16 protein-coding genes are annotated in these 20,084 nt (G+C 61.3%); 9 read left to right on the forward strand and 7 right to left on the reverse strand.

Features of this window, described 5'->3' with window-relative positions:
- The first annotated feature begins 122 nt into the window (after positions 1–122).
- Genes RFM40_RS12260 through RFM40_RS12270 form a run of 3 tightly spaced genes read left to right on the forward strand, consistent with a single transcriptional unit; the run spans position 123 to position 4,989 of the window.
- Positions 123–2,072, forward strand: coding sequence for a PrkA family serine protein kinase (locus RFM40_RS12260; protein ID WP_320224561.1), 1,950 nt, complete (start codon positions 123–125; stop codon positions 2,070–2,072).
- A 19-nt stretch (positions 2,073–2,091) separates the two neighbouring features.
- A complete protein-coding gene (locus RFM40_RS12265) occupies positions 2,092–3,402 on the forward strand; it encodes a YeaH/YhbH family protein (RefSeq protein ID WP_320224562.1) in 1,311 nt (436 codons plus the stop codon).
- 42 nt (positions 3,403–3,444) lie between these two features.
- Positions 3,445–4,989: a SpoVR family protein gene (locus RFM40_RS12270; protein ID WP_320224715.1), complete on the forward strand. Its 1,545-nt coding sequence runs from the start codon at positions 3,445–3,447 to the stop codon at positions 4,987–4,989.
- Between the two features lie 111 nt (positions 4,990–5,100).
- Here the strand turns inward: RFM40_RS12270 and RFM40_RS12275 are convergent, their stop codons facing one another.
- The 3 genes from RFM40_RS12275 to RFM40_RS12285 are packed head-to-tail and all read right to left on the reverse strand — an operon-like array spanning position 5,101 to position 7,737.
- Positions 5,101–5,988, reverse strand: coding sequence for an HlyC/CorC family transporter (locus RFM40_RS12275; protein ID WP_320224716.1), 888 nt, complete (start codon positions 5,986–5,988; stop codon positions 5,101–5,103).
- 10 nt (positions 5,989–5,998) lie between these two features.
- Positions 5,999–7,129 carry a 3-dehydroquinate synthase gene (gene aroB / locus RFM40_RS12280; protein WP_320224563.1) on the reverse strand — a complete coding sequence of 377 codons (1,131 nt, stop codon included), beginning with the start codon at positions 7,127–7,129 and terminating at the stop codon, positions 5,999–6,001.
- Positions 7,126–7,737, reverse strand: coding sequence for a shikimate kinase (locus tag RFM40_RS12285; protein ID WP_320224564.1), 612 nt, complete (start codon positions 7,735–7,737; stop codon positions 7,126–7,128). The genes aroB and RFM40_RS12285 overlap by 4 nt, the downstream gene beginning before the upstream one ends.
- 194 nt (positions 7,738–7,931) lie before the next feature.
- On the opposite strand from RFM40_RS12285, the gene RFM40_RS12290 reads away from it, so the two are divergent.
- From RFM40_RS12290 to RFM40_RS12310, 5 genes are all read left to right on the forward strand, one after another.
- Positions 7,932–8,084 (forward strand): hypothetical protein, encoded by a 153-nt coding sequence (locus tag RFM40_RS12290; protein WP_040989318.1) that lies wholly within the window; start codon positions 7,932–7,934, stop codon positions 8,082–8,084.
- Positions 8,085–8,108: 24 nt separating this feature from the next.
- On the forward strand, positions 8,109–9,023 hold the full coding sequence (locus RFM40_RS12295; protein WP_320224565.1) for a site-specific tyrosine recombinase XerD: 915 nt from the start codon (positions 8,109–8,111) through the stop codon (positions 9,021–9,023).
- A 99-nt stretch (positions 9,024–9,122) separates the two neighbouring features.
- A complete protein-coding gene (locus RFM40_RS12300) occupies positions 9,123–10,073 on the forward strand; it encodes an acetyl-CoA carboxylase carboxyltransferase subunit alpha (RefSeq protein WP_320224566.1) in 951 nt (316 codons plus the stop codon).
- 209 nt (positions 10,074–10,282) lie between these two features.
- Complete coding sequence (locus RFM40_RS12305) at positions 10,283–11,578, forward strand: murein L,D-transpeptidase family protein (RefSeq protein WP_320224567.1); 1,296 nt, start codon at positions 10,283–10,285, stop codon at positions 11,576–11,578.
- 10 nt (positions 11,579–11,588) lie between these two features.
- Positions 11,589–11,831 (forward strand): sulfurtransferase TusA family protein, encoded by a 243-nt coding sequence (locus RFM40_RS12310; protein WP_320224568.1) that lies wholly within the window; start codon positions 11,589–11,591, stop codon positions 11,829–11,831.
- A gap of 12 nt (positions 11,832–11,843) precedes the next feature.
- Here the strand turns inward: RFM40_RS12310 and RFM40_RS12315 are convergent, their stop codons facing one another.
- Together RFM40_RS12315 and RFM40_RS12320 are read right to left on the reverse strand one after the other, a co-directional pair.
- A complete protein-coding gene (locus tag RFM40_RS12315; protein WP_320224569.1) occupies positions 11,844–12,947 on the reverse strand; it encodes a CobW family GTP-binding protein in 1,104 nt (367 codons plus the stop codon).
- A 14-nt stretch (positions 12,948–12,961) separates the two neighbouring features.
- Complete coding sequence (locus tag RFM40_RS12320; protein ID WP_320224570.1) at positions 12,962–14,128, reverse strand: D-alanyl-D-alanine carboxypeptidase family protein; 1,167 nt, start codon at positions 14,126–14,128, stop codon at positions 12,962–12,964.
- Positions 14,129–14,343: 215 nt separating this feature from the next.
- Between RFM40_RS12320 and RFM40_RS12325 the strand changes: the two genes are divergently transcribed.
- Complete coding sequence (locus RFM40_RS12325) at positions 14,344–15,507, forward strand: M20 aminoacylase family protein (protein WP_126097629.1); 1,164 nt, start codon at positions 14,344–14,346, stop codon at positions 15,505–15,507.
- 876 nt (positions 15,508–16,383) lie between these two features.
- Here the strand turns inward: RFM40_RS12325 and RFM40_RS12330 are convergent.
- Together RFM40_RS12330 and RFM40_RS12335 are read right to left on the reverse strand one after the other, a co-directional pair.
- Positions 16,384–17,070 carry a hypothetical protein gene (locus RFM40_RS12330; RefSeq protein ID WP_320277576.1) on the reverse strand — a complete coding sequence of 229 codons (687 nt, stop codon included), beginning with the start codon at positions 17,068–17,070 and terminating at the stop codon, positions 16,384–16,386.
- Between the two features lie 24 nt (positions 17,071–17,094).
- A complete protein-coding gene (locus RFM40_RS12335; protein ID WP_320277577.1) occupies positions 17,095–19,878 on the reverse strand; it encodes a VPA1269 family protein in 2,784 nt (927 codons plus the stop codon).
- Positions 19,879–20,084 lie beyond the last annotated feature (206 nt).

Genomic DNA, 20,084 nt, shown 5'->3' on the forward strand with positions numbered 1-20,084 from the left:
TCGATGCCCGATTGTAGACGCTCTCCTTCATGTGAGGGAACCACAATGCTTTCCGGCAGTTGAATACGAGACGAGCCGACTTGGCCGACTGGAAGCCAGAGCGGCTCTGAGGGCAGAATATCATGCGAGAGAACCAATCCGACGTCTTCGATCTGTTTTCGGAGATTTATTCCAACGCGGCCCAGGAAGAGTTGAGCCTCCAGCAATATCTGCTTGGCTGCCGAGAGGACAAGTCGATGTATGCCTCGGCACCCGAACGGATGGTCGAGGCAATCGGCGAGCCGAACCTGGTCGACACCAGCAAGGACGAGCGGCTCGGGCGCATTTTCTCGAACCGCACCGTGAAGGTGTACCCCTCCTTTTCCGACTTCTACGGAATGGAGGACACGATCGAGCGCATCGCCGGCTATTTCCGCTACGCCTCGCAGGGGCTCGAGGAGCGCAAGCAGATCCTCTACCTCCTCGGCCCGGTCGGCGGCGGCAAGTCCTCGCTCGCCGAACGGCTGAAGAAGCTGATGGAGCAGCGCCCGATCTACACGCTCAAGGTCGGCAACCAGATCAGCCCCATTTTCGAATCGCCGCTCGGCCTTTTCCATCCCGATCGGATGGGCGATCTTCTGGAAGACAAATATGGGATAGCCCGCCGTCGGCTGAATGGGCTTATTTCGCCGTGGGCGGCCAAGCGCCTCGACGAGCTGTCCGGCGACATTTCCAAATTCAGCGTGGTCAAGCTGTCGCCGTCGCGTCTGCGCCAGATCGCCATCGCCAAGACCGAGCCCGGCGACGAGAACAATCAGGACGTCTCGGCCCTGGTCGGCAAGGTCGACATCAGGCAATTGGAACACTTCAGCCAGTCCGATCCGGATGCCTATTCCTACAGCGGCGGCCTGAACCGGACCACGCAGGGTCTGCTCGAATTCGTCGAAATGTTCAAGGCGCCGATCAAGGTCTTGCACCCGTTGCTGACGGCAACCCAGGAAGGCAGCTACAACGGCACCGAGAATTTCGGCGCCTTCCCCTATCAGGGCATTGTCGTTGCCCACTCCAACGAGTCGGAATGGCAGCAGTTCAAGAACAACAAGAACAACGAGGCCTTTCTCGACCGCATCCTCGTGGTCAAGGTTCCGTATTGCCTTCGCATCACCGAAGAAAGGCAGATTTACGAAAAACTTCTGCGCGAGAGCGATCTGGCGAACAGCCCCTGCGCGCCTGAAGTGATGGACATTCTCAGCCGCTTCACCGTTTCGACGCGCCTTGCCGAGCACGAAAACTCGCCGCTCTACACCAAGATGCGCGCCTATGACGGCGAGAACCTCAAGGAAATCGACCCGAAGGCCAAGTCGGTCCAGGAATATCGCGACGCCGCCGGCGTCGACGAAGGCATGACCGGTGTCAGCACGCGCTTCGCCTTCAAGATCCTGTCGCAGACCTTCAATTACGACACCAAGGAGGTGGCCGCCGATCCCGTGCATCTGATGTACATCCTCGAGGAGGCGATCAAGCGCGAGCAATTCCCGAAAGAGACCGAAGCCGCCTATCTCGAGTTCATCAAGTCGGAGCTCACAACGCGCTATGCCGAGTTCATCGGCCACGAGATCCAGAAGGCCTATCTGGAATCGTACAGCGAGTACGGCCAGAACCTCTTCGACCGCTACATCGCTTATGCCGACGCCTGGATCGAGGATCAGGACTACAAAGACCCCGATACCGGGCAGATCCTCAATCGTGAGGTTCTGGACAAGGAATTGTCGCAGGTCGAAAAGCCGGCTGGCATCGCCAATCCCAAGGACTTCCGCAACGAAGTGGTCAAATTCACCTTGCGCGCCCGGGCGCGCAACCATGGCCGCAACCCGTCCTGGACGAGCTATGAAAAGCTTCGCGAGGTCATCGAAAAGCGCATGTTCGGCCAGGTCGAGGATCTGTTGCCGGTGATCAGTTTCGGCTCCAAGCAGGACAGCGTCACGGAAAAGCGGCACAATGAATTCGTGCAGCGCATGGTGGAACGCGGCTATACCGAGCGGCAGGTGCGCCGGCTGGTCGACTGGTACATGCGCGTGAACAAGGCGGGCTGAGCAAAACCGGGACGGTTCCATGCCGATCTTCATCGACCGCCGCCTGAACCCGAAGGACAAAAGCCTGGGCAACCGTCAGCGCTTCCTGCGGCGCGCGCGGGAAGAGCTCAAGCGGAATATCCGCGACCACGTCCGCACAGGCCGCATCGCCGAGCTCGACCGGGAGCATGCCGTGCCGATGCCTCGCAAGGGCACCAGCGAGCCGACCTTCAGCGACGCCAAGGACAGCGGACGGCGCCAGCATATCCTGCCCGGCAACAGGTCGTTCAGCCCCGGTGACCTGATCCCCAAGCCCAGCGGCGGGGGCACCGGCCCTTCGGGTCCGGGGACCGCCGAATCCGAAGACGACTTCCGCTTTGTGCTGTCGCGCGAGGAAGTGCTCGACCTCTTCTTCGAGGATCTCGAACTGCCCGATCTGGTCAAGCTCAGCCTGAAGCAGATATTGAGCTTCAAGCCGAGGCGGGCGGGCTTCACGGCAAGCGGCGCGCCGACCAACATCAATGTCGGGCGCACGATGCGCAACAGCCACGGGCGCCGCATCGCGCTCAAGCGGCCCAAGCAAGAGGAACTGGACGCGGTTGCCAGGCAACTGGCCGAACTGGAATCGAAACCGCCAAACGCGGCGGCACGCGACCGCATCGAGGCCCTGCGCAAGGACCTTGAGCGCCTTGAACGGCGGCGCAGGCGAATTGCCTATGTCGATCCGGTCGACATTCGGTTCAATCGCTTCGACCCCCAGCCGGTGCCGAATGCCAGCGCGGTCATGTTCTGCCTGATGGACGTGTCGGGATCGATGGGGGAGCGCGAGAAGGATCTAGCCAAACGCTTTTTCGTGCTGCTGCATCTGTTCCTGACGCGGCGCTACGATCGCACCGAGATCGTCTTCATTCGCCACACCCACGAAGCCCAGGAGGTGGACGAGCATACATTCTTCTACCACACGCAAAGCGGCGGCACCGTCGTTTCCACGGCGCTCGAGGAAATGCACCGCATCATCGAGCAACGCTATCCGGTCGCCGAATGGAACATCTACGCCGCCCAGGCCTCCGACGGCGACAACTTCGCCACCGACTCGGAACGCTGCATAGAACTGCTCGACCGCAGGCTGATGCATCTTTGCCAGTATTTCGCCTATGTGGAGATCATCGACGAACGGGAAAGCCACATTTTCGGCTCGACCGAAAACGGGACGTCGCTGTGGCGCGCCTACAGCGCCATCGACGAGAAATGGCCGAACTTCCAGATGAGGCGCATCGCTGCTCCGGCCGATATCTATCCGGTCTTTCGCGAGCTTTTCGCCAGGCAACCCGCCCTGCGCAAGAGCGCGTGAGGGCATAGGCCGAAGGGACAGGGGCCGATGGGACAGAGGCCGATGGTCAGTCAGGCGCGCAAATCCGAGTTGCTTTTTTCTGGAGCCGACTGGGATTTCAAGAGACTGTCGCGGGCCTACGACGAGATCGAAGCGATCGGGGTCGAAGAACTTCGCCTCGACATCTATCCGGTGCAGATGGAGGTCATTTCCTCCGAGCAGATGCTCGACGCCTATTCCTCGGTAGGCATGCCGCTGATGTATCGGCATTGGTCGTTCGGCAAGCATTTCCTTTACAACGAGCTTCTCTACCGCAAGGGCGCGCGCGGTTTGGCCTATGAACTGGTCATCAACTCCAACCCTTGCATCGTCTACCTCATGGAGGAGAACACCATGGCCTTGCAGGCCCTGGTGACCGCTCATGCCGCGCTTGGGCACAATCATTTCTTCAAGAACAATCATCTCTTCCGGCAATGGACGGACGCCGGAGGCATCCTGAGCTATCTGGATTTTGCCAAGAGCTACATCTCCCGATGCGAGGAACGGCATGGCCAGGCGGCCGTGGAGGCGGTCCTCGATTCCGCCCACGCGCTGATGGAACAAGGCGTCTTCCGCTACCATCGGCCGCCGAAGCTGTCGTCGGAGCAGCAGCGCGAAGGGCTTCGCGAACGCCTCGAATACGAGGAGCGTTCCTACAATGATTTGTGGCGCACGCTGCCCCCCTCGCAGGGAAAAAACAAGCCGGAAGCCGTGGACGAGAGCTTTGCCGAGCGGAAGAAATCGCTCAATCTGCCCGAGGAGAACCTGCTCTACTTCCTCGAGAAGAACAGCCTGGTGCTTGAGCCCTGGCAGCGCGAGATCATCAGGATCGTGCGGGTCATTGCGCAATATTTTTACCCGCAGCGGCAAACCCAGGTGATGAACGAGGGCTGCGCCACCTTCGTCCACTACACGCTCATGAACATGCTTTTCGACCGCGGCCGCATCAGCGAAGGCGCCATGCTCGAGATCCTGCGCAACCATTCGAACGTGGTCTTCCAGCCGGCCTTCGACGACCCGCGTTTTTCCGGAATCAATCCCTATGCCCTCGGGCTCGACATGATGCAGGACATACAGCGCATCTCGACCGCACCGACCGCGGAGGACCGCGACTGGTTTCCCGACATCGCCGGCCGCGGCGACTGGCGCGAGACCCTGCTCGATGCCTGGGCCAACCACCGTGACGAATCCTTCATCCGCCAGTATCTGAGCCCGACCCTGATCCGGAAATGGCGGCTCTTCGTCCTGGCCGACGGCGCCGACGAGCCGCACTACGAAGTCGCCTCGATCCACAATGAGCGTGGCTACGGCAAGATACGGTCCGCGCTGGCTCAAAGCTACGACGTGGGGGCGACCAGGCCTGACATCCAGGTGGTTGACGTCGACCTGTTGGGCGACCGGCATCTGCGGCTGCAGCACAATGTGAAGGACGGCATCCTGCTCGAGGACGAAAGCCGCGACGCGACGCTGCGCCATATCCGGAGGCTGTGGGGCTACGACGTCAGCCTGGCGGCTATGGACGGCGAAACCGGCGCGATGCTCAGCGAGCGCTCGACAAAGGAACTTTGAAACCAGATTCTAGAGCAATTCCAGGAAAAGTGTGAAACGGTTTTCCGTCCGGAATTGCGTCAAAACAAAGAGATAGAGCGGTTTGCCGTTTCCGTGAAACGGTGAAACGCTCTAACCTTCGCCGGCGGGCCGGATCCTCAATTTCGCGATGCGGTTCTTGTCGCGCTTCATCACGACGAAGCGCTTGCCGTGGAAGGTGAAGGCCTGCTTCTCCTCGGGGATCGTCTGCGTCTCATGGATGACGAGCCCGGCGATCGTCGTGGCCTCCTCGTCCGGCAGGTCCCAGTCGAGCGCCCGGTTGAGATCGCGGATCGGCACCGTGCCGTCGACGACGACCGAGCCGTCGGCCTCCTGCTTGACGCCCTGCATGTCGACATCGTGCTCGTCGGCGATCTCGCCGACGATCTCCTCGATGATGTCTTCCAGCGTCACCAGCCCTTCCATCTCGCCATATTCGTCGACGACGATGGCGAAATGCGCCTTGCGGCGCAGGAAGGCGTTGAGCTGGTCCTGCAAGGTGGTGGTGTCGGGCACGAACCATGGCTTCGACGCTATTTTTGTCACGTCGATCCTGGAAAAGTCGTTGCCGACCTCGTTGAGGGCCCTGAGCAGATCCTTGGCGTGCAGCACGCCGACGATGTTGTCGAGCGAGCCTTTCCAGAGCGGCATGCGCGTGTGCGGGCTTTGCAGGATCTCACGCACCACCATTTCCGGCGGATCGTCGGCGTTGACCGAGCGCATGTTGGTGCGATGGACCATCACATCCGACACTTCGAGCTCCTCGAGATCGAAAAGCTCGCCCAGCCGGTTGCGGTCCTCGCGCGCCTGCCCGCGGCGGGGATCGTCGCCGTTCTCGTCCGAGAGATCGTCCTCGGGCGCCACCGGCTCGATCGGCTGCAGACTATAGCCGAGCGCCGCGAAGAGGCGCGTGCGCAAGACAAGCGCCAGCACAACGATGGCGGCAAGGATGGCGGCGGCGATCCAGCCGGCGTCGATCATCTGGAATGGCTCATCTTGAGCCATCGGGATGGCACGCCTTGAGGAAGGACAGCACTTCCGAAGGCGGCACATCCTTGGCGATGAAGGCCTGGCCGACGCCGCGCGTCAGGATGAAGGTGAGCGCGCCGCGCGAGACCTTCTTGTCCTGGGTGATGAAGCCAAGCAGCGCCTCCGCATCCGGCAATTCGCCTGATATGTCGGCCATCCGCCAGGGCAATCCGACGGCGCGAAGATGCGCTTCCACGCGCTCGGCATCGTCCGGGCTCGCCAGGTTGAGGCGCGCAGAAAAACGGTGCGCCAGCGCCATGCCGATGGCGACGCCTTCGCCATGGACGAGACGGGCGCCGTCATAATTCGTGGCGGCTTCGAGCGCATGGCCGAATGTGTGGCCGAGATTGAGCAGCGCGCGGTCGCCGGTCTCGAACTCGTCGCGGGCCACGACATCAGCCTTGGCGCGGCAAGCATCGGCGATGGCTTCGGTCCGCTCCTGGCCGCCGGCGAACACTTTTTGCCAGTTCTCCTCCAGCCAGGCGAAGAAGCCCGGGCGGTCGATCAGGCCGTATTTGGCAAGTTCGGCATAGCCAGCGCGGAACTCGCGTATCGGCAGCGTGTCGAGCACGCCGGTGTCGGCAAGCACCAGCTTTGGCTGGTTGAAGACCCCGACCAGGTTCTTGCCGCGCGCGCTGTTGATGCCGGTCTTGCCGCCGACGGAAGAATCGACCTGCGCCAGCAAGGAGGTCGGCACCTGCACGAAGTTCATCCCGCGTCGCACGATACCGGCGGCAAAGCCGGCAAGATCGCCTATCACGCCGCCACCGAGCGCTATCACCACGTCGCGGCGTTCGAGCTTGGCGGCGAGGACGCTGTCGACGACCTCTTCGAGGTGAGCAAAGCTCTTGGTCTTTTCGCCGGCCCGCAGCGTGATGACGGCCGCCTGGATGCCGCCCTTTTCCAGGCCGGCCTTCAACGTTTCGAGATGTGCGGCGGCGACGTTCTCGTCGGTGACGATGGCCGCGCGCGTGCCGGGAAGGCGGTCCGCAATTTCCGTTCCGGCGCTGGAGAGCAGGCCGGGGCCGATCAAAATGTCATAGGCACGGTCGCCGAGGCCGACCTCGACCTTCACTGGCTCAGTATGGCTCACGGGTCCACCTCGTCGCTGGTCGCGATGGCGGCGATCCCGAGATAGGAACAAAGCGTGCACACCACTTCGCCGGCGATGACTTCCTTGCGGTCGTCGCGGGTCAGGACCGTGATGTCGGCCGTAGCGTAGACCGGATAGCGCTCGCTCATCAGTCGCTCCAGCACGCCGCGCGGATCGGGATTCTTCAACAGCGGCCGGTTCTGCTTCTTCGAGACCCGCTCCATCAGGAGATCGAGATCGGCCTTCAGCCAGACCGAGATACCGTGACTAGAGATCGCCTCGCGCGTCTGCGCGTTCATGAAGGCGCCGCCGCCGGTCGACACCACCTGCGGGCCGTTTTCGAGCAGGCGCAGGATCACGCGCTGCTCCAGCGCCCGAAACTCGGGCTCGCCATAGCGCTCGAACAGCTCCGGCACGGTCATGCGCGAAACGTTCTCGATCTCCTGGTCGCTGTCGATGAAGGGCAGCGAAAGCATCGTCGCCACCTTGCGGCCGATCGCCGTCTTGCCGGCGCCCATCAGCCCGACAAAGACGATCGAGCGGCTGCCCAGCTGCTCGAGCAGCTCGGCACGGCCTTCGTTCGGCGGATTTGCTGGTAGCGCGTTCATGCGGAACCCTCTTTGCGCCGTATCGACATCAAAAGCCTGTTTGCGTCAAGCACGGCGCCGCAAGCGGAGCGGATCGCGCGACTTTCCATCCGGAACCTTCGTCGACAAACCCTTCCTGCTTGAATTGGCTGGATTGGCGTCCCATAAGGGCACAGGGGTTGGAATCGCAGAACAAGAAGACGGGCGAAAACTGAATGCCGACATTGTTTCGCTTTGTCGTGACGCTGGCGGTTCTTGCAGGCATTGCCTATGGCGCGATGTTCGCTCTGGCGATGTTCGTGGAACCGAAGAAGGCGGAAATGAGCGTGCGCATTCCCGCCGAGAAGCTCAATCCGAAGAAAAACTAACCGAGAAGAACTGATCCCGGCCAGATGAACAGCGCGGCCCGCATCGAAGCCTTCCTGGAGATGATGAGCGCCGAGCGGGGCGCGGCCGAGAACACGCTTTCCTCCTACCGCCGCGACCTGGAAGACGCCTCCGAAGCCATCGGCGGCGGACTGGCGCGAGCGGGAGCGGCCGATATCCGCGCCTATCTCGACGACATCGCGGCCAGAGGCTTCGCGCCGACCTCGCAGGCGCGCAAATTGTCGGCGATCCGCCAGTTCTTCAAATTCCTCTACGCCGAAGGTCTGCGTGGGGACGACCCGACGGGAACGCTGGACAGCCCGAGGAAGGGCCGGCCGCTGCCGAAGACGATGACCGAAGCCGAGACCGGCCGCCTACTCGATCGTGCGGCCGAGGAAGCGGCCGGTGCCGCGCAGGACGGCGACCGGCTGGCGGCGTTGCGCCTGCACGCGCTGGTCGAGGTGCTTTATGCCACAGGCCTGCGCGTCTCCGAGCTGGTCGGCCTGCCGGTGACGGTGGCGCAGCGCGACGACCGTTTCTTCATGGTGCGCGGCAAGGGCGACAAGGAGCGCATGGTGCCGCTGTCGGCCAAGGCGCGCGCCGCGATGCGGGCATGGCTTTCGGAACGGGCATCCAGGCCCGCCTTTGCCGACAGTCCCTATCTGTTTCCAGCCGCTTCCGACAGCGGCCACCTCTCCCGGCAGGTCTTCGCGCGCGATCTCAAGGGCCTGGCGGCCCGGGCCGGCATCGCCTCGGCCAAGATCTCGCCGCATGTGCTTCGCCACGCCTTTGCCAGCCATCTTTTGCAGAACGGCGCGGATCTGCGGGCCGTTCAGCAACTGCTTGGCCATGCCGATATCTCCACCACGCAGATCTACACCCACGTGCTTGAGGAGCGGCTGGTGCGGCTGGTCAACGACCATCATCCGCTTGCCGACTAGGCCTCATATCGCTATGTGAGGGCGACGTTCCACCGCCCGGAGCCAGCATTTCCATGGTTCCGCCCGCCATTGCCTTCCGACGGATCGGTCCGCCCAAGCATGTACAATTACCTCGATTTCGAAAAGCCGGTGCAGGATCTGGAGCTGAAGATCCTCGAGCTGAAGAAGCTTGCCGAAAACGGCGAGGCGGTCGATGTCGCCGAGGAGATCGGCAGGCTGGAGAAGCGTTCGCGCGATGCGCTGCGCGACCTCTATAAGGCGCTCACCCCCTGGCAGAAGGTGCAGGTCGCGCGCCATCCCGACCGGCCGCATTGCGTCGACTACATCAAGGGTCTGTTCAGCGATTTCACGCCTTTGGCCGGCGACCGCAATTTCGGCGACGACCAGGCGATCGTCGGCGGCTTCGCCCGCTTCCGAGGCGAGCCGGTGGCGGTGATCGGCCAAGAAAAGGGCTCGGACACGGCAAGCCGCATCAAGCATAATTTCGGCTCGGTGCGGCCTGAAGGCTACCGCAAGGCGGTGCGCCTGATGGAGCTTGCCGACCGCTTCAAGATCCCGCTTTTGACGCTGGTCGACACCGCAGGCGCCTATCCCGGCGTCGGCGCCGAGGAGCGCGGCCAGGCCGAGGCCATCGCGCGCTCGACCTCGGCCTGCCTGGCGCTGAAAGTGCCGTCGATCTCGATCGTCATCGGCGAAGGCGGCTCGGGCGGCGCCATTGCGATTGCCACCGCCAACCGCGTCTACATGCTGGAGCATGCCATCTATTCGGTTATTTCGCCGGAGGGCGCGGCCTCGATCCTGTGGCGCGACACCACCCGATCCAAGGACGCGGCCACCAACATGAAGATCACCGCCCAGGATCTGCTCGAGATGAAGGTCATCGATGCCATCGTTCCCGAGCCGATGGGCGGCGCCCAGCGCGCGCCGGAAACGGTGATAGCCGCCACCGGCGATCTCATCGCCAAGACGATGAAGGACTTTGCTGGCGCCAACATCGACTTCCGTGAGCAGCGCCGCGAGAAATATCTGGCGATGGGCCGCAGCCTCTGACCCTGCCGCGCATTCAACTGTGGCCAGGATGACCAATTTCGCCACAAAAATGCCGCCGGATTCGGTTCAATGGAAATCGCCGTGAGGGGTTGGCCGAGGCTTGCGGTAAGGAATTTTCAAGGTTAACGGGCTTACGGTCCATTGGTGTTCAGCCTGCGGGCCCGGCCATGCCGAAGCCGTTGGCCCGAAAGAAAGACGTAGCCGTACCGATGTTTGCCAAGCTTGCCCGCACCGGAGTCCTGATCGCCGCGATAGGCGTCGCCGGCTGCAATGATTCGTCGATGAAGGATTTCGCGCCGGAGGCCAACAAGCCGTTGCCGGACAAGATCCTTGCCGACATGAAGGCCAAGGGCATGGTGCGCACCTCCTCGGTGATGGCGCGCATCTTCAAGGAAGAAGGCAAGCTGGAGATCTGGAAGGCCAAGACCAACGGCCGCTACGATCTCGTCGCCAGCTACGACATCTGCAAATGGTCGGGCAAGCTCGGCCCCAAATACACCGAGGGCGACCGCCAGGCGCCGGAAGGCTTCTACACGGTACGTCCGTCGCAGATGAATCCGCGCTCGAACTACCATCTGTCCTTCAACATCGGCTATCCGAACACCTATGACCGCGCCAACGGCCGCACCGGCACCAATCTGATGGTGCACGGCGCCTGCTCCTCGTCCGGCTGCTATTCGATGACCGACGCGCAGATCGAGCAGATCTATGCCTTCGGCCGCGATGCCTTCCAGGGCGGCCAGACCGAGTTCCAGATCCAGGCTTTCCCGTTCCGCATGACCGCCGCCAACATGGCGCGCTACCGCAACGACCCGAACTACGAGTTCTGGAAGATGCTGAAGGTCGGCTACGACAATTTCGAGATCACCAAGGTGCCGCCGAAGGTCGACGTCTGCGAAAAGCGCTACGTCTTCAACCAGGTGGCGCCCGAAGGCACGACCTTCGATCCGACCGGCCCCTGCCCGGCAAGCACCCAGCCGGACTCGTTGAAGACGGCCTACGCCAACTATGAGAAGAGCTATGACGCGGCCTTCAACTCGGCCTTGAAGTCGAGCACCCCGGCACCGAAGCCGACCATCGCTGGCATCAAGGAAGCCAGCATCGTTTCCGACTGGTCGAAGCGCCGCGCCCGCGGCGAACGCGTTCCGATCGATCCGCCTTCGATGAACTCCGACGGCTCGGTGACCGAGACGACGCGCATGGGCCGCATCGATTCCGCGCTCGGCCGCAAGATGGCCGCGCTCGACGCGGAGAAGGAAGCCAAGCGCAAGGCCGAGGAGCAGCGGCTGGCGGCGATCGAGGCCGCCAAGGCCGCCAAGGAACAGGCCAAGGCGCAGGCGCTGGCCGAGAAGGAAGCTGCCAAGCAGGCAGCCCAGCAGCCGGTGGTCACCGCAGGCGTCGAGGCCGCGCCCGCCCAACCGGCGATCGAGACCCAGGCGGCAAGCGCCGATGAGGGCACGGTGTCGAAGCTGAAGAAGAAGCTGCTCGGCATGTTCGGCGGCTGAGATTTTTGCCTTGCCCAGGCCAGCCACTTACGACCTCAAGGGATTGAACTGCCCATTGCCGGTTCTCAAGGCGCGAAAACGCCTGGCGGCGATGCGGCCCGGCAGCCGTCTGTGGCTCGAAACCACCGACCCGCTGGCCGTGATCGACATTCCGGCCTTCTGCGCCGATGCCGGCCACCAGCTTGTCGAGACGGCCGCGGTCGACGGCGGCCATCGTTTCCTGGTCGAGCGCGGCGGCCCGGCCTCAAGCTAACTGCTTTTCGGCTTACAATCCGGCGATCGCCAGCGGATTGGCTTCGAGCGCCGTCCGGTCCGGCGTGTCAATCGATGGCTTGTTGGTGAGCGCCGAAAACAGCCGCTGGACATAATCTTGCGGCATGTCGAGCGTGATCAGCACCAGGCGGGTGCCGCGCTGCCCGTCCGGCCAGGCCGGCAGCCTCGCCGGTGGATGCAGGATCTTCTGCACGCCGTGGATGACCAGCGGCCGCGACGGATCCTCCATCAGCTCGATGACGCCCTTCATGCGCAGCAGCTTCTCGCCATGCGTCGAGCGCAGAAGATCGAGGAACATCTCGATCGCCGAGAACGGTACCGGTCCCTCGTGGACGAGCGCGTGGGAGCGTACGCGGCTGTCGTGGCGATGGTCATGATGATGGTGGTCGTGGTCATGACCATCATGGTGGTGATGATCATGCGCTGTCTCTTCGCCGAGCCAGCGCCGCACGTCGGCGCTCTTGGTTTCGGGATTGTAGAGGCCGCAATCGAATAACGACGCCGCGCTGGTGGCGGGATCATTGACGTCGAGCAGGACAGCGCTCGGGTTTATCTGATGAAGTCGTGCCCGCAGCGCCTCGACCTCGCCCGAGCCGGCGAGGTCGGTCTTGGTCAGCACGATGCGGTCAGCGACAGCCGCCTGCTTCACCGCCTCGACATGGCCGTCGAGCGCGGCCTCGCCGTTGACGGCATCGACCAGCGTGATGACGCCGTCGAGCCGGAAAGCCTGCACCAGCGCCGGATGCGCCATGATCGACTGCAGCACCGGCGTGGGATCGGCAAGCCCTGTGGTCTCGACGACGACGCGCGCAAGCCGGGCGATGCGGCCGGTCTGCAGCCGGTCGACGAGGTCGGCCAACGTGTCGACGAGGTCGCCGCGCACGGTGCAGCAGAGGCAGCCGTCGGAAAGCTGGATGATGCCGTCCGAAGCCTGCTCGACCAGCAAATGGTCGATCGCCACCTCGCCGAACTCGTTGATGATGACAGCCGTGTCGGCAAGCTGCGGATCCTTGAGCAGCCGGTTGAGCAGCGTCGTCTTGCCGGCGCCGAGAAAACCGGTGAGCACCGAGACGGGAATGGGAAAACCGCCGCTCATCCGCCCAGCCATCGCTAGTTCGCGGCCTTGGCCGGCTGATCCCCCTGCGCCGCCGCAGAAGCGGTGGCGGCGGGTGCGGCGCCGGCTGGCAGTGGCTTGTCGGGCCGCCAGCTCGGTAGCGGCACATCCGCATAGTTCTGATCGGTCTGGTCGACGAAGGCCTTGGGCGCCGGTCCGGTCGCGCCGCCGAGGCCGACCGCGATCAGCGTCGGGTGGTCGAGCTTCACCTGATAAGGCGATTTCGGCTTGTCCTTGGTATCCACGGTGGGCGCTGCCTCGGATTGCTCTTCTTTCGTCTTCTTCTTGCAGATCTCGTCATGCATGTCGTTGGGCGACAGCGTGTCGCCATAGGGCTTGAGCGCCGCGAGCGTCGTCGAGCCGGCCGCCGGCGTGTCAAAACCCTGGTCGAGCAGCTTCGCCGCGGCTTCAGCGCGGCTGATGGCGGATCTTTCGCCAAGCACCACGGCAACCAGCGTGCGGCCGTCGCGCGTCGCCGAGCCGATCATGTTGAAGCCCGACGAGCAGACGAAGCCTGTCTTCATACCGTCCGCTCCGGCGTAGCGGCCGATCAGGAGGTTGTAGTTCGGGATCGCCTTCTTGCCGACGGCAAGTCCCTCGATGGAGAACCACGGCGCATATTGCGGGAAGTCGTTGCGGAGCGCCGTCACCAGGACAGCGAGGTCGCGCGCGGTCGTGTACTGGTCCGGCGAATAGAGTCCGTTCGGATTGACGAAATGCGTTCCGACCATGCCGAGCCTGGCGGCCTCGGCGTTCATGCGGTCGGCGAAGGCGGCCTGCGATCCGCCGATATTCTCGCCGACGGCCATGGCGATGTCGTTGGCGGATTTGACCAGCATCATCTTCAGCGCATTGTCGAGCCGCATCACCGAGCCCGGTTTGAAGCCCATCTTGCTCGGCGGCTCGCCGGCGGAATGTTTCGTCACCTTGATCGGCGAATCGAGCGCCACCTCGCCGGCGGCGATCGCCCGGAACGTGACATAGGCCGTCATCAGCTTGCTGAGCGAGGCCGGATACCAGCGCTTGAAGGCGTCCTGATGCTCGAGCACCTTGCCGCTCTTCAGGTCGAAAAGCACCACCGGATTGGCGCGCGCAGCAGCCGAAAGCACCGGTAGCGCCAGCGCGCCCGCAAGCAATAGGTTGAGGAAATGCCTTTGCCGCATGTTCAATTCCGAAATCGCCTCTTGCCGTAATTGCCGCTGGCTCCGTAAGATTTCGTTACGCGATGGCCAGCATGGTGCGGACCGTCCCTCGACGCCGTGCCGCATTATGCCGTGCTATTTAGCCTATGTGACGCCAAAATGGCAAAGCGCCACACAATCACAATTGCCGGGCAACCGACCTGAACCGCCTGCCCCAACAAAGAAATGGACCGATTATGCCAATTCTCAACCGTGCCGCGGAAATGCAGGAAGAAGTCGCCGGCTGGCGACGCCATCTGCACCAGACGCCGGAACTGAACTTCGACGTGTTCCAGACCGCCGCCTTCGTCATCGACAAGCTGGAGGCCTTCGGCTGCGACGAGGTTGTGACGGGGCTCGGCAAGACCGGCGTCGTCGGCATCATCCGCGGCCGCAAGGGCGAGGGTCCGACCATCGGGCTGCGCGCCGACATGGACGCGTTGCCGATCAACGAGATAACCGGCAAGCCCTATGCGTCGACCGTCGCCGGCAAGATGCATGCCTGCGGCCATGACGGCCACACCGCCATGCTGCTCGGCGCCGCCAAATATCTCGCCGAGACGCGCAATTTCGCCGGTTCCGTGGCGGTGATCTTCCAGCCGGCCGAGGAAGGCGGCGGCGGCGGCAACGAAATGGTCAAGGACGGCATGATGGAGCGCTTCGGCATCTCGAAGGTGTTCGGCATGCACAACATGCCCGGCCTTCCCGTCGGCGAGTTCGCCATCAAGCCCGGCCCGATCATGGCGGCGACCGCTGAATTCACCATAACCGTCAAGGGGCATGGCGGCCATGCGGCGATGCCGCACGGCACCATCGACCCGATCGTCATCACCAGCCAGTTGGTGGGCGCTTTGCAGACCATTGCCTCGCGCAGCACCGATCCGGTCGAGGCCGTGGTGGTGTCGGTGACCAAATTCCACGCCGGCGATGCCTATAACGTCATTCCGGAACAAGCCGAGATCGCTGGTACGGTGCGCACGCTGAAGAAGGAAGTGGCCAGGAAAGCGGAAGAGCGCATCCGCGCCATCTGCGCCGGCCTTGCGTCGGCCTTTGGCGCGACGATCGAGGTCGACTACGACGCCAACTATCCCGTCACCTTCAACCATGCCGAAGAGACGGTCTTCGCCAGCGATATCGCCGCCGACGTCGCCGGCGACGCCCATGTCCACCGCGCCATCCAGCCGGTGATGGGCGGCGAGGATTTTTCCTACATGCTGGAAGCGCGCCCCGGCGCCTTCATCTTCATCGGCAACGGCGACTCGGCCGGCCTGCATCATCCGGCGTACGACTTCAACGACGAGGTCATCCCGCATGGCATGAGCTACTGGGTGCGGCTGGCGGAGACGGCGCTGGCCGCCTGAGCGCCTCCACCGCGCGGCGGCGAGATTCGCCTCGCCGCCCGCACGGCCGGCGTCACGGAGCAAAGTGTTGCCCGGCACGCCAGCAACGCCTCTTGGCGAACCGGCCCGAAGCGTTTATGTGTCGGGCCGCGTGGTCCCGTAGCTCAGTAGGATAGAGCGCGTTTAAGGGTGAATTTAGCTACCGAAAGCGCTCAATGCCTTGCGACATATGGTGTTCCGCAATCGGTATTGCTACCGTTTTAACTTCGAAGCAGCTACGACGGGTGATGAGCCAAACGTCGGGATAACCACAAAAAATTTCCATGACGTTCGTCGACCGCTTTGTTAGTAAGGAGAGATTGGTCCACGTAGCTCAGTTGGACAGAGCACAGGATTCCTTTTTAATTGGGCACCTCTGTCGGAAACGGCGATGGTGAATCCGCTCAAAGTCGGGGAAAGCTTAAGCCGATGTCGGCCAGCCAATCCCGAGCCAAGCCCGGTTCGCTGGGAAGGTGTAGAGACTGGACGGGCGGTGCCTAAAGGCTCCTTTGGAGCCTATGGCGAAGGGACAGTCCAGACCACAAACGCCCTCGTTGGGGCGGCGGCGGAAGCCGAAGTGGTATGAATCCTGGGGTCGCAGGTTCGATTCCTGCCGTGGACACCATTTCTGGTTAGGGACTTCAGTTCTCTGCCGACCTGCCTTCGAGCCATAGGTTGCGCTCGAAAAAAATCAGCTCGTGCCTGGGCCCTGGGCCTTGTGCGAGCAGAAGTTGTGGATGCAAGAGCCCGCTCTAGCGAGCCACCGCTTTCCCATCGATTGCCCATCCATAGCAGACGTTGCCGATATTGCGGATGGCTATGGCACACCTCCCTGTAGGGTCTTCTCAAGAACCTCATCTATTCGGTCTGAGGGTACGCAACCAAAACTTTCAGGGCATCGATCACCTTCGTTGTTATAACAAGAGTACCTGGGCGAGACTTATGAGTAACCCTAACGCCCAGTTCATCCAACTCTAACAAAGCTGTGCCATTTTGAAGGCGCCCGAGCCAGGCCGATAACTCTTCCTTAGCATCCTCGCTCAGCGAGGGGGCTGCCAGCAGCTTGGGCTGGCCATTTTCATCCAGGGGTCGGTCGTTATAAATTAACTTCTGGAGATTGTTGTTCCGCTTTGTCGACTCACGAAAAAGCACAAGAAGCAAATCGATTCGATTCCGGGTTCCTTCGTCTAACGGAGCTAACTCCGATCGAGTAAAAGTCAGGTTCTCCGGATCCAAGTTCGACTTAACCGCCGCAATGTTGCAGATTTCGTCATACGCCTCCCGCCAAATCGCCAAACAAGCGGCGTATGTGTTGTCGAGTGTCTGCTTCCTTGGGAAGCGGCTAAACTTTATGCCACCCTCCTCTGCAACCACGATCGATGTAGGTTCGCGCGGTTGGCGAAGAGACAGTAACTGAAAGCATATTGATCCGATATTCTGACAATTTCGTCGAAATTTCTCAGTTCGCTCTGCGCCCACTGCATCGAGAAATGTCTCAGAACGCTTTTTGGCTGCTTCAAGGATTAAGGAAGTGCGCGACGTCATGATGTTCTGTCAACCTGCTAACGGCTACATGGATTTCATGGCTTCGTGCTCGATAGAACCGGAGTAAAGCGGCGCGGGCAGATCAAGGAGACGATCGACCTCGGGTGCTAGCCCGACGTCGTGAAGCGTGAGCCGCCCCTCGACCAGTGCCTGAGTCTCGGCTCGATCGAGTTTCTCCATTAACAGTCTTGCCAACTCGTCCCGTCCGAAGCGCTTCTGGTCTTCCGAGAGCGGCGCAAAGGTAAGGGGTGTCTTGCCGGCTTCCCAGAGTATCTTGTCGAGAAAAGCCTGCAGGCGGGCCTCTGTCTCGCCGTCGTGCATCATCGGAAACAGTCGGGTTGAGGCAGTGATGATTACGGTTCGCTCGAACTCCGATATCTCCATTAGCTCCACCACCGGGGCATTGTCCTGCACGATAAGGTCAACGCCTGATCGCCCTTGGGCGTCCTGCCTGATCTGCTCGCACATTTCCAAGACGCGCTTTGTGCGGGCTACAGCCTTCAGCAGCAGAACGTTCGCTGAAGAAAGCGCGTCGATCTGAATCTCCAGAGCAGTAATGTGCGTTTGTTGCGACCGCCGCTCGCGTTCGGTGTTTGCACTGAGCTGGGCGGCAATCGAAGTTTCTCGCTGCTTTTCAAGTGCTTCAATTCGCAGCGCAGTCTGACTGAAGCGCTCAAACAGGGTAACGCCGAAGAGCCAAAGTTGGTTCATATAGGCGGGACCGCTGATGAAGTGCCTGCACATGATGCAGTTCTTTTCGCCCCCTTCTACGGGACCGTGGCGGAATTGGCCTTTGTTGTTCTTGGTGCCCGGTATCGCCTGTCCCCCGTCGCTGCACCTGGTTCCAGCCCACGGACACATCCCGTAGGTCACGTCCGAATACATCAGCTTATTTGCTGGCTCTTGCTCTACCGCAGCCTGTATCGCGCTATCATCGAGCGCGACGGCCTTCCGTTTCGCTTCATCGAAAGCCCAGTGGCGGAAACTCTCCATGAATTCCTGTGACAGCGCGGGGGCTTTCTCGCGCGCCTCTTCCAAGATACGATGAATATCCGCTGGCTTAAACTTCAGATAGTACAGCGTCATAATCAAACCTGCATGTCCAGCTATGACTTTACTAAGTATTTCTATCGGAACACCGGACATAAAAAGCCGCGTTAAGCCCGCGACCCGTAGACCGTGTACGTTGTAAAGCGCCCCGTATGGCTGTCCTGTTTTCTGTTGTCGCTTGACGATTTTGATCTGGCGGGTCGGATTTCGTTCATTCCACCGCCGCTCGGTTTCGAGCATGACTTCCTGCCAAGCTTGGTCCCTGCGCCTCCAACTTGGCGGCGCGCCAGGCACATGACCGCGCCTGCCGGCAGGAAGTCTGAAAAGCGGGAAAATAGAAGGAAGCAGCGAGATGCTATCGTCGTCGAGCTTTTCGTCTTTTCGCACGTACTGATCCGGCGACATGGGTGTGCGGATCGGGTAATGCTCGCCTTGCCAGACGCGAAGATATGAAAGCAATCGTTGCGCCTTTGGCTGCTCCCAAGGGATAACGTAAGGTTCGCCAGTCTTGTTGGTATTGATAAAAAAGCCCGTGATCTGCTCTGGCTCGTTTCCCACCTTCCGAGCATAGCCCCTATCAGGCGTTGATTTTCCCTCATGGCGTCGCCAGTAACCTGCCGCCTCCCCATCATTCTCAATCCAGGTCCGGGCGCTGCCGTCGAACAGGTTGAGGTCTCCTTCTCCGCTGTCAAATCTGTTTAGCTGCACACCTCGCAAAGGAAGGATAAGTAGTATCTGAAAGAAAATCGGAATCACCGGACAATATACGCGTTGCGGGTTTCCTCTGGCATCGAGGTAAGTCTCCTGGAATAGGCTGCATTTCCCGGGCCAACCGTTCTCGCCCTCTTCAAGTATCTCCTCAACAATAGGAAACAGATATGGAGGAAGCGGGTTCGAGCGGCTTTCGGACGACTTGCTGCCGCCGCCGTTAGCACGATCATTGTGCTGCGCCTTCGCTTGGTCTGACTTCGTTACAAGGGGCCACAGAGCGTCTTTTACCCCGAGCGAGCGAAGTGTGTCCTCGACGTACGTCGAGAATCTCGCCGTCAGGCGCAAGATGTTTGACGTATTCCTACGGCCGCCGCGCCCCGACTCTATCTTTGCTGAAAGCTTTTGGCTGCGCTGCTGCGTTGCCATTATCTCCGCTACGGAGGATGAAGGAAAGTTGATCTTGCTCCATTCGCAGATCGACCTTAGCATCAGTTGGGAATCCGATCGGCTTACCCGCGCCCCGGATGTCCAGTCATCGTAAAAGGACAGCCATTCAGCCTCGACGCCCTGCGCCTCCTGAGCCCTGGCGCGGAAGAATTTCCAGGTATCAGTCCCGTTTGATTGCAGTCGTACTTGGCCCGAATGCTTCACGAGCTCGGGAGTATTGCTGAACCGTGCGAAGGCAGTGACCACTTCCTTGAGGCATTGAAAGTGAGTAGCTTGGCCTGGTCCCCAAAGGTCGCCTCGCCATCTAAAGCCGTCCTGCGTTCGGAAATGCGAAAGCCAAAATTCGAATGCCTCCACAGGAATATCGGCGGCGTCTTCTACTCCGTTGATCGCCATGCAAAGCGATGCGAGAAGCCCATCTAAATGAGCCCGATAGGTAACCACTGTCCGTGGATCCAGCCTGTCGAGAAACGCGAATAGGCCAGCCTTCTTGAGCGCCTTCTTCAGGCTTTTGCCTAAGGCGCACTGGGAAAGGATTTCATTGGCAAACGTGAAGGTAATACGTTCGGCGGAGCGTTTCGTAAATAGATGTGGCGACATGCAGAATGTATGCTTCTGTTTTCGCAATACGCCAACGTGAGTTCTTTCGATTATTGACGGTTTTGCTGACGGGCCGGTGGCCCGTCTTTTTTTAGTCACCCGAAAAATACTGTTAAGGCATTGGAGCAGTCCTATTGGAACCGGGTGCCCTGTCGTTGAGGCAAGTTGAACCTCTGCTGTGCTCACAAGCACGGACCTGCCGTCTT

This window comes from Mesorhizobium captivum (assembly GCF_033977165.1).
GTDB lineage: Bacteria > Pseudomonadota > Alphaproteobacteria > Rhizobiales > Rhizobiaceae > Mesorhizobium > Mesorhizobium captivum.

Bases quoted from the DNA above. Each gene is read 5' to 3' on its own strand.
- RFM40_RS12335 (WP_320277577.1), bottom strand. From the start codon at position 19,878: ATGTCGCCACATCTATTTACGAAACGCTCCGCCGAACGTATTACCTTC.
- RFM40_RS12315 (WP_320224569.1), bottom strand. From the start codon at position 12,947: ATGAGCGGCGGTTTTCCCATTCCCGTCTCGGTGCTCACCGGTTTTCTC.
- RFM40_RS12330 (WP_320277576.1), bottom strand. From the start codon at position 17,070: ATGACGTCGCGCACTTCCTTAATCCTTGAAGCAGCCAAAAAGCGTTCT.
- RFM40_RS12260 (WP_320224561.1), top strand. From the start codon at position 123: ATGCGAGAGAACCAATCCGACGTCTTCGATCTGTTTTCGGAGATTTAT.
- RFM40_RS12295 (WP_320224565.1), top strand. From the start codon at position 8,109: ATGAACAGCGCGGCCCGCATCGAAGCCTTCCTGGAGATGATGAGCGCC.
- RFM40_RS12285 (WP_320224564.1), bottom strand. From the start codon at position 7,737: ATGAACGCGCTACCAGCAAATCCGCCGAACGAAGGCCGTGCCGAGCTG.
- RFM40_RS12325 (WP_126097629.1), top strand. From the start codon at position 14,344: ATGCCAATTCTCAACCGTGCCGCGGAAATGCAGGAAGAAGTCGCCGGC.
- RFM40_RS12290 (WP_040989318.1), top strand. From the start codon at position 7,932: ATGCCGACATTGTTTCGCTTTGTCGTGACGCTGGCGGTTCTTGCAGGC.
- RFM40_RS12300 (WP_320224566.1), top strand. From the start codon at position 9,123: ATGTACAATTACCTCGATTTCGAAAAGCCGGTGCAGGATCTGGAGCTG.
- RFM40_RS12265 (WP_320224562.1), top strand. From the start codon at position 2,092: ATGCCGATCTTCATCGACCGCCGCCTGAACCCGAAGGACAAAAGCCTG.
- RFM40_RS12305 (WP_320224567.1), top strand. From the start codon at position 10,283: ATGTTTGCCAAGCTTGCCCGCACCGGAGTCCTGATCGCCGCGATAGGC.
- RFM40_RS12270 (WP_320224715.1), top strand. From the start codon at position 3,445: ATGGTCAGTCAGGCGCGCAAATCCGAGTTGCTTTTTTCTGGAGCCGAC.
- RFM40_RS12320 (WP_320224570.1), bottom strand. From the start codon at position 14,128: ATGCGGCAAAGGCATTTCCTCAACCTATTGCTTGCGGGCGCGCTGGCG.
- RFM40_RS12275 (WP_320224716.1), bottom strand. From the start codon at position 5,988: ATGATCGACGCCGGCTGGATCGCCGCCGCCATCCTTGCCGCCATCGTT.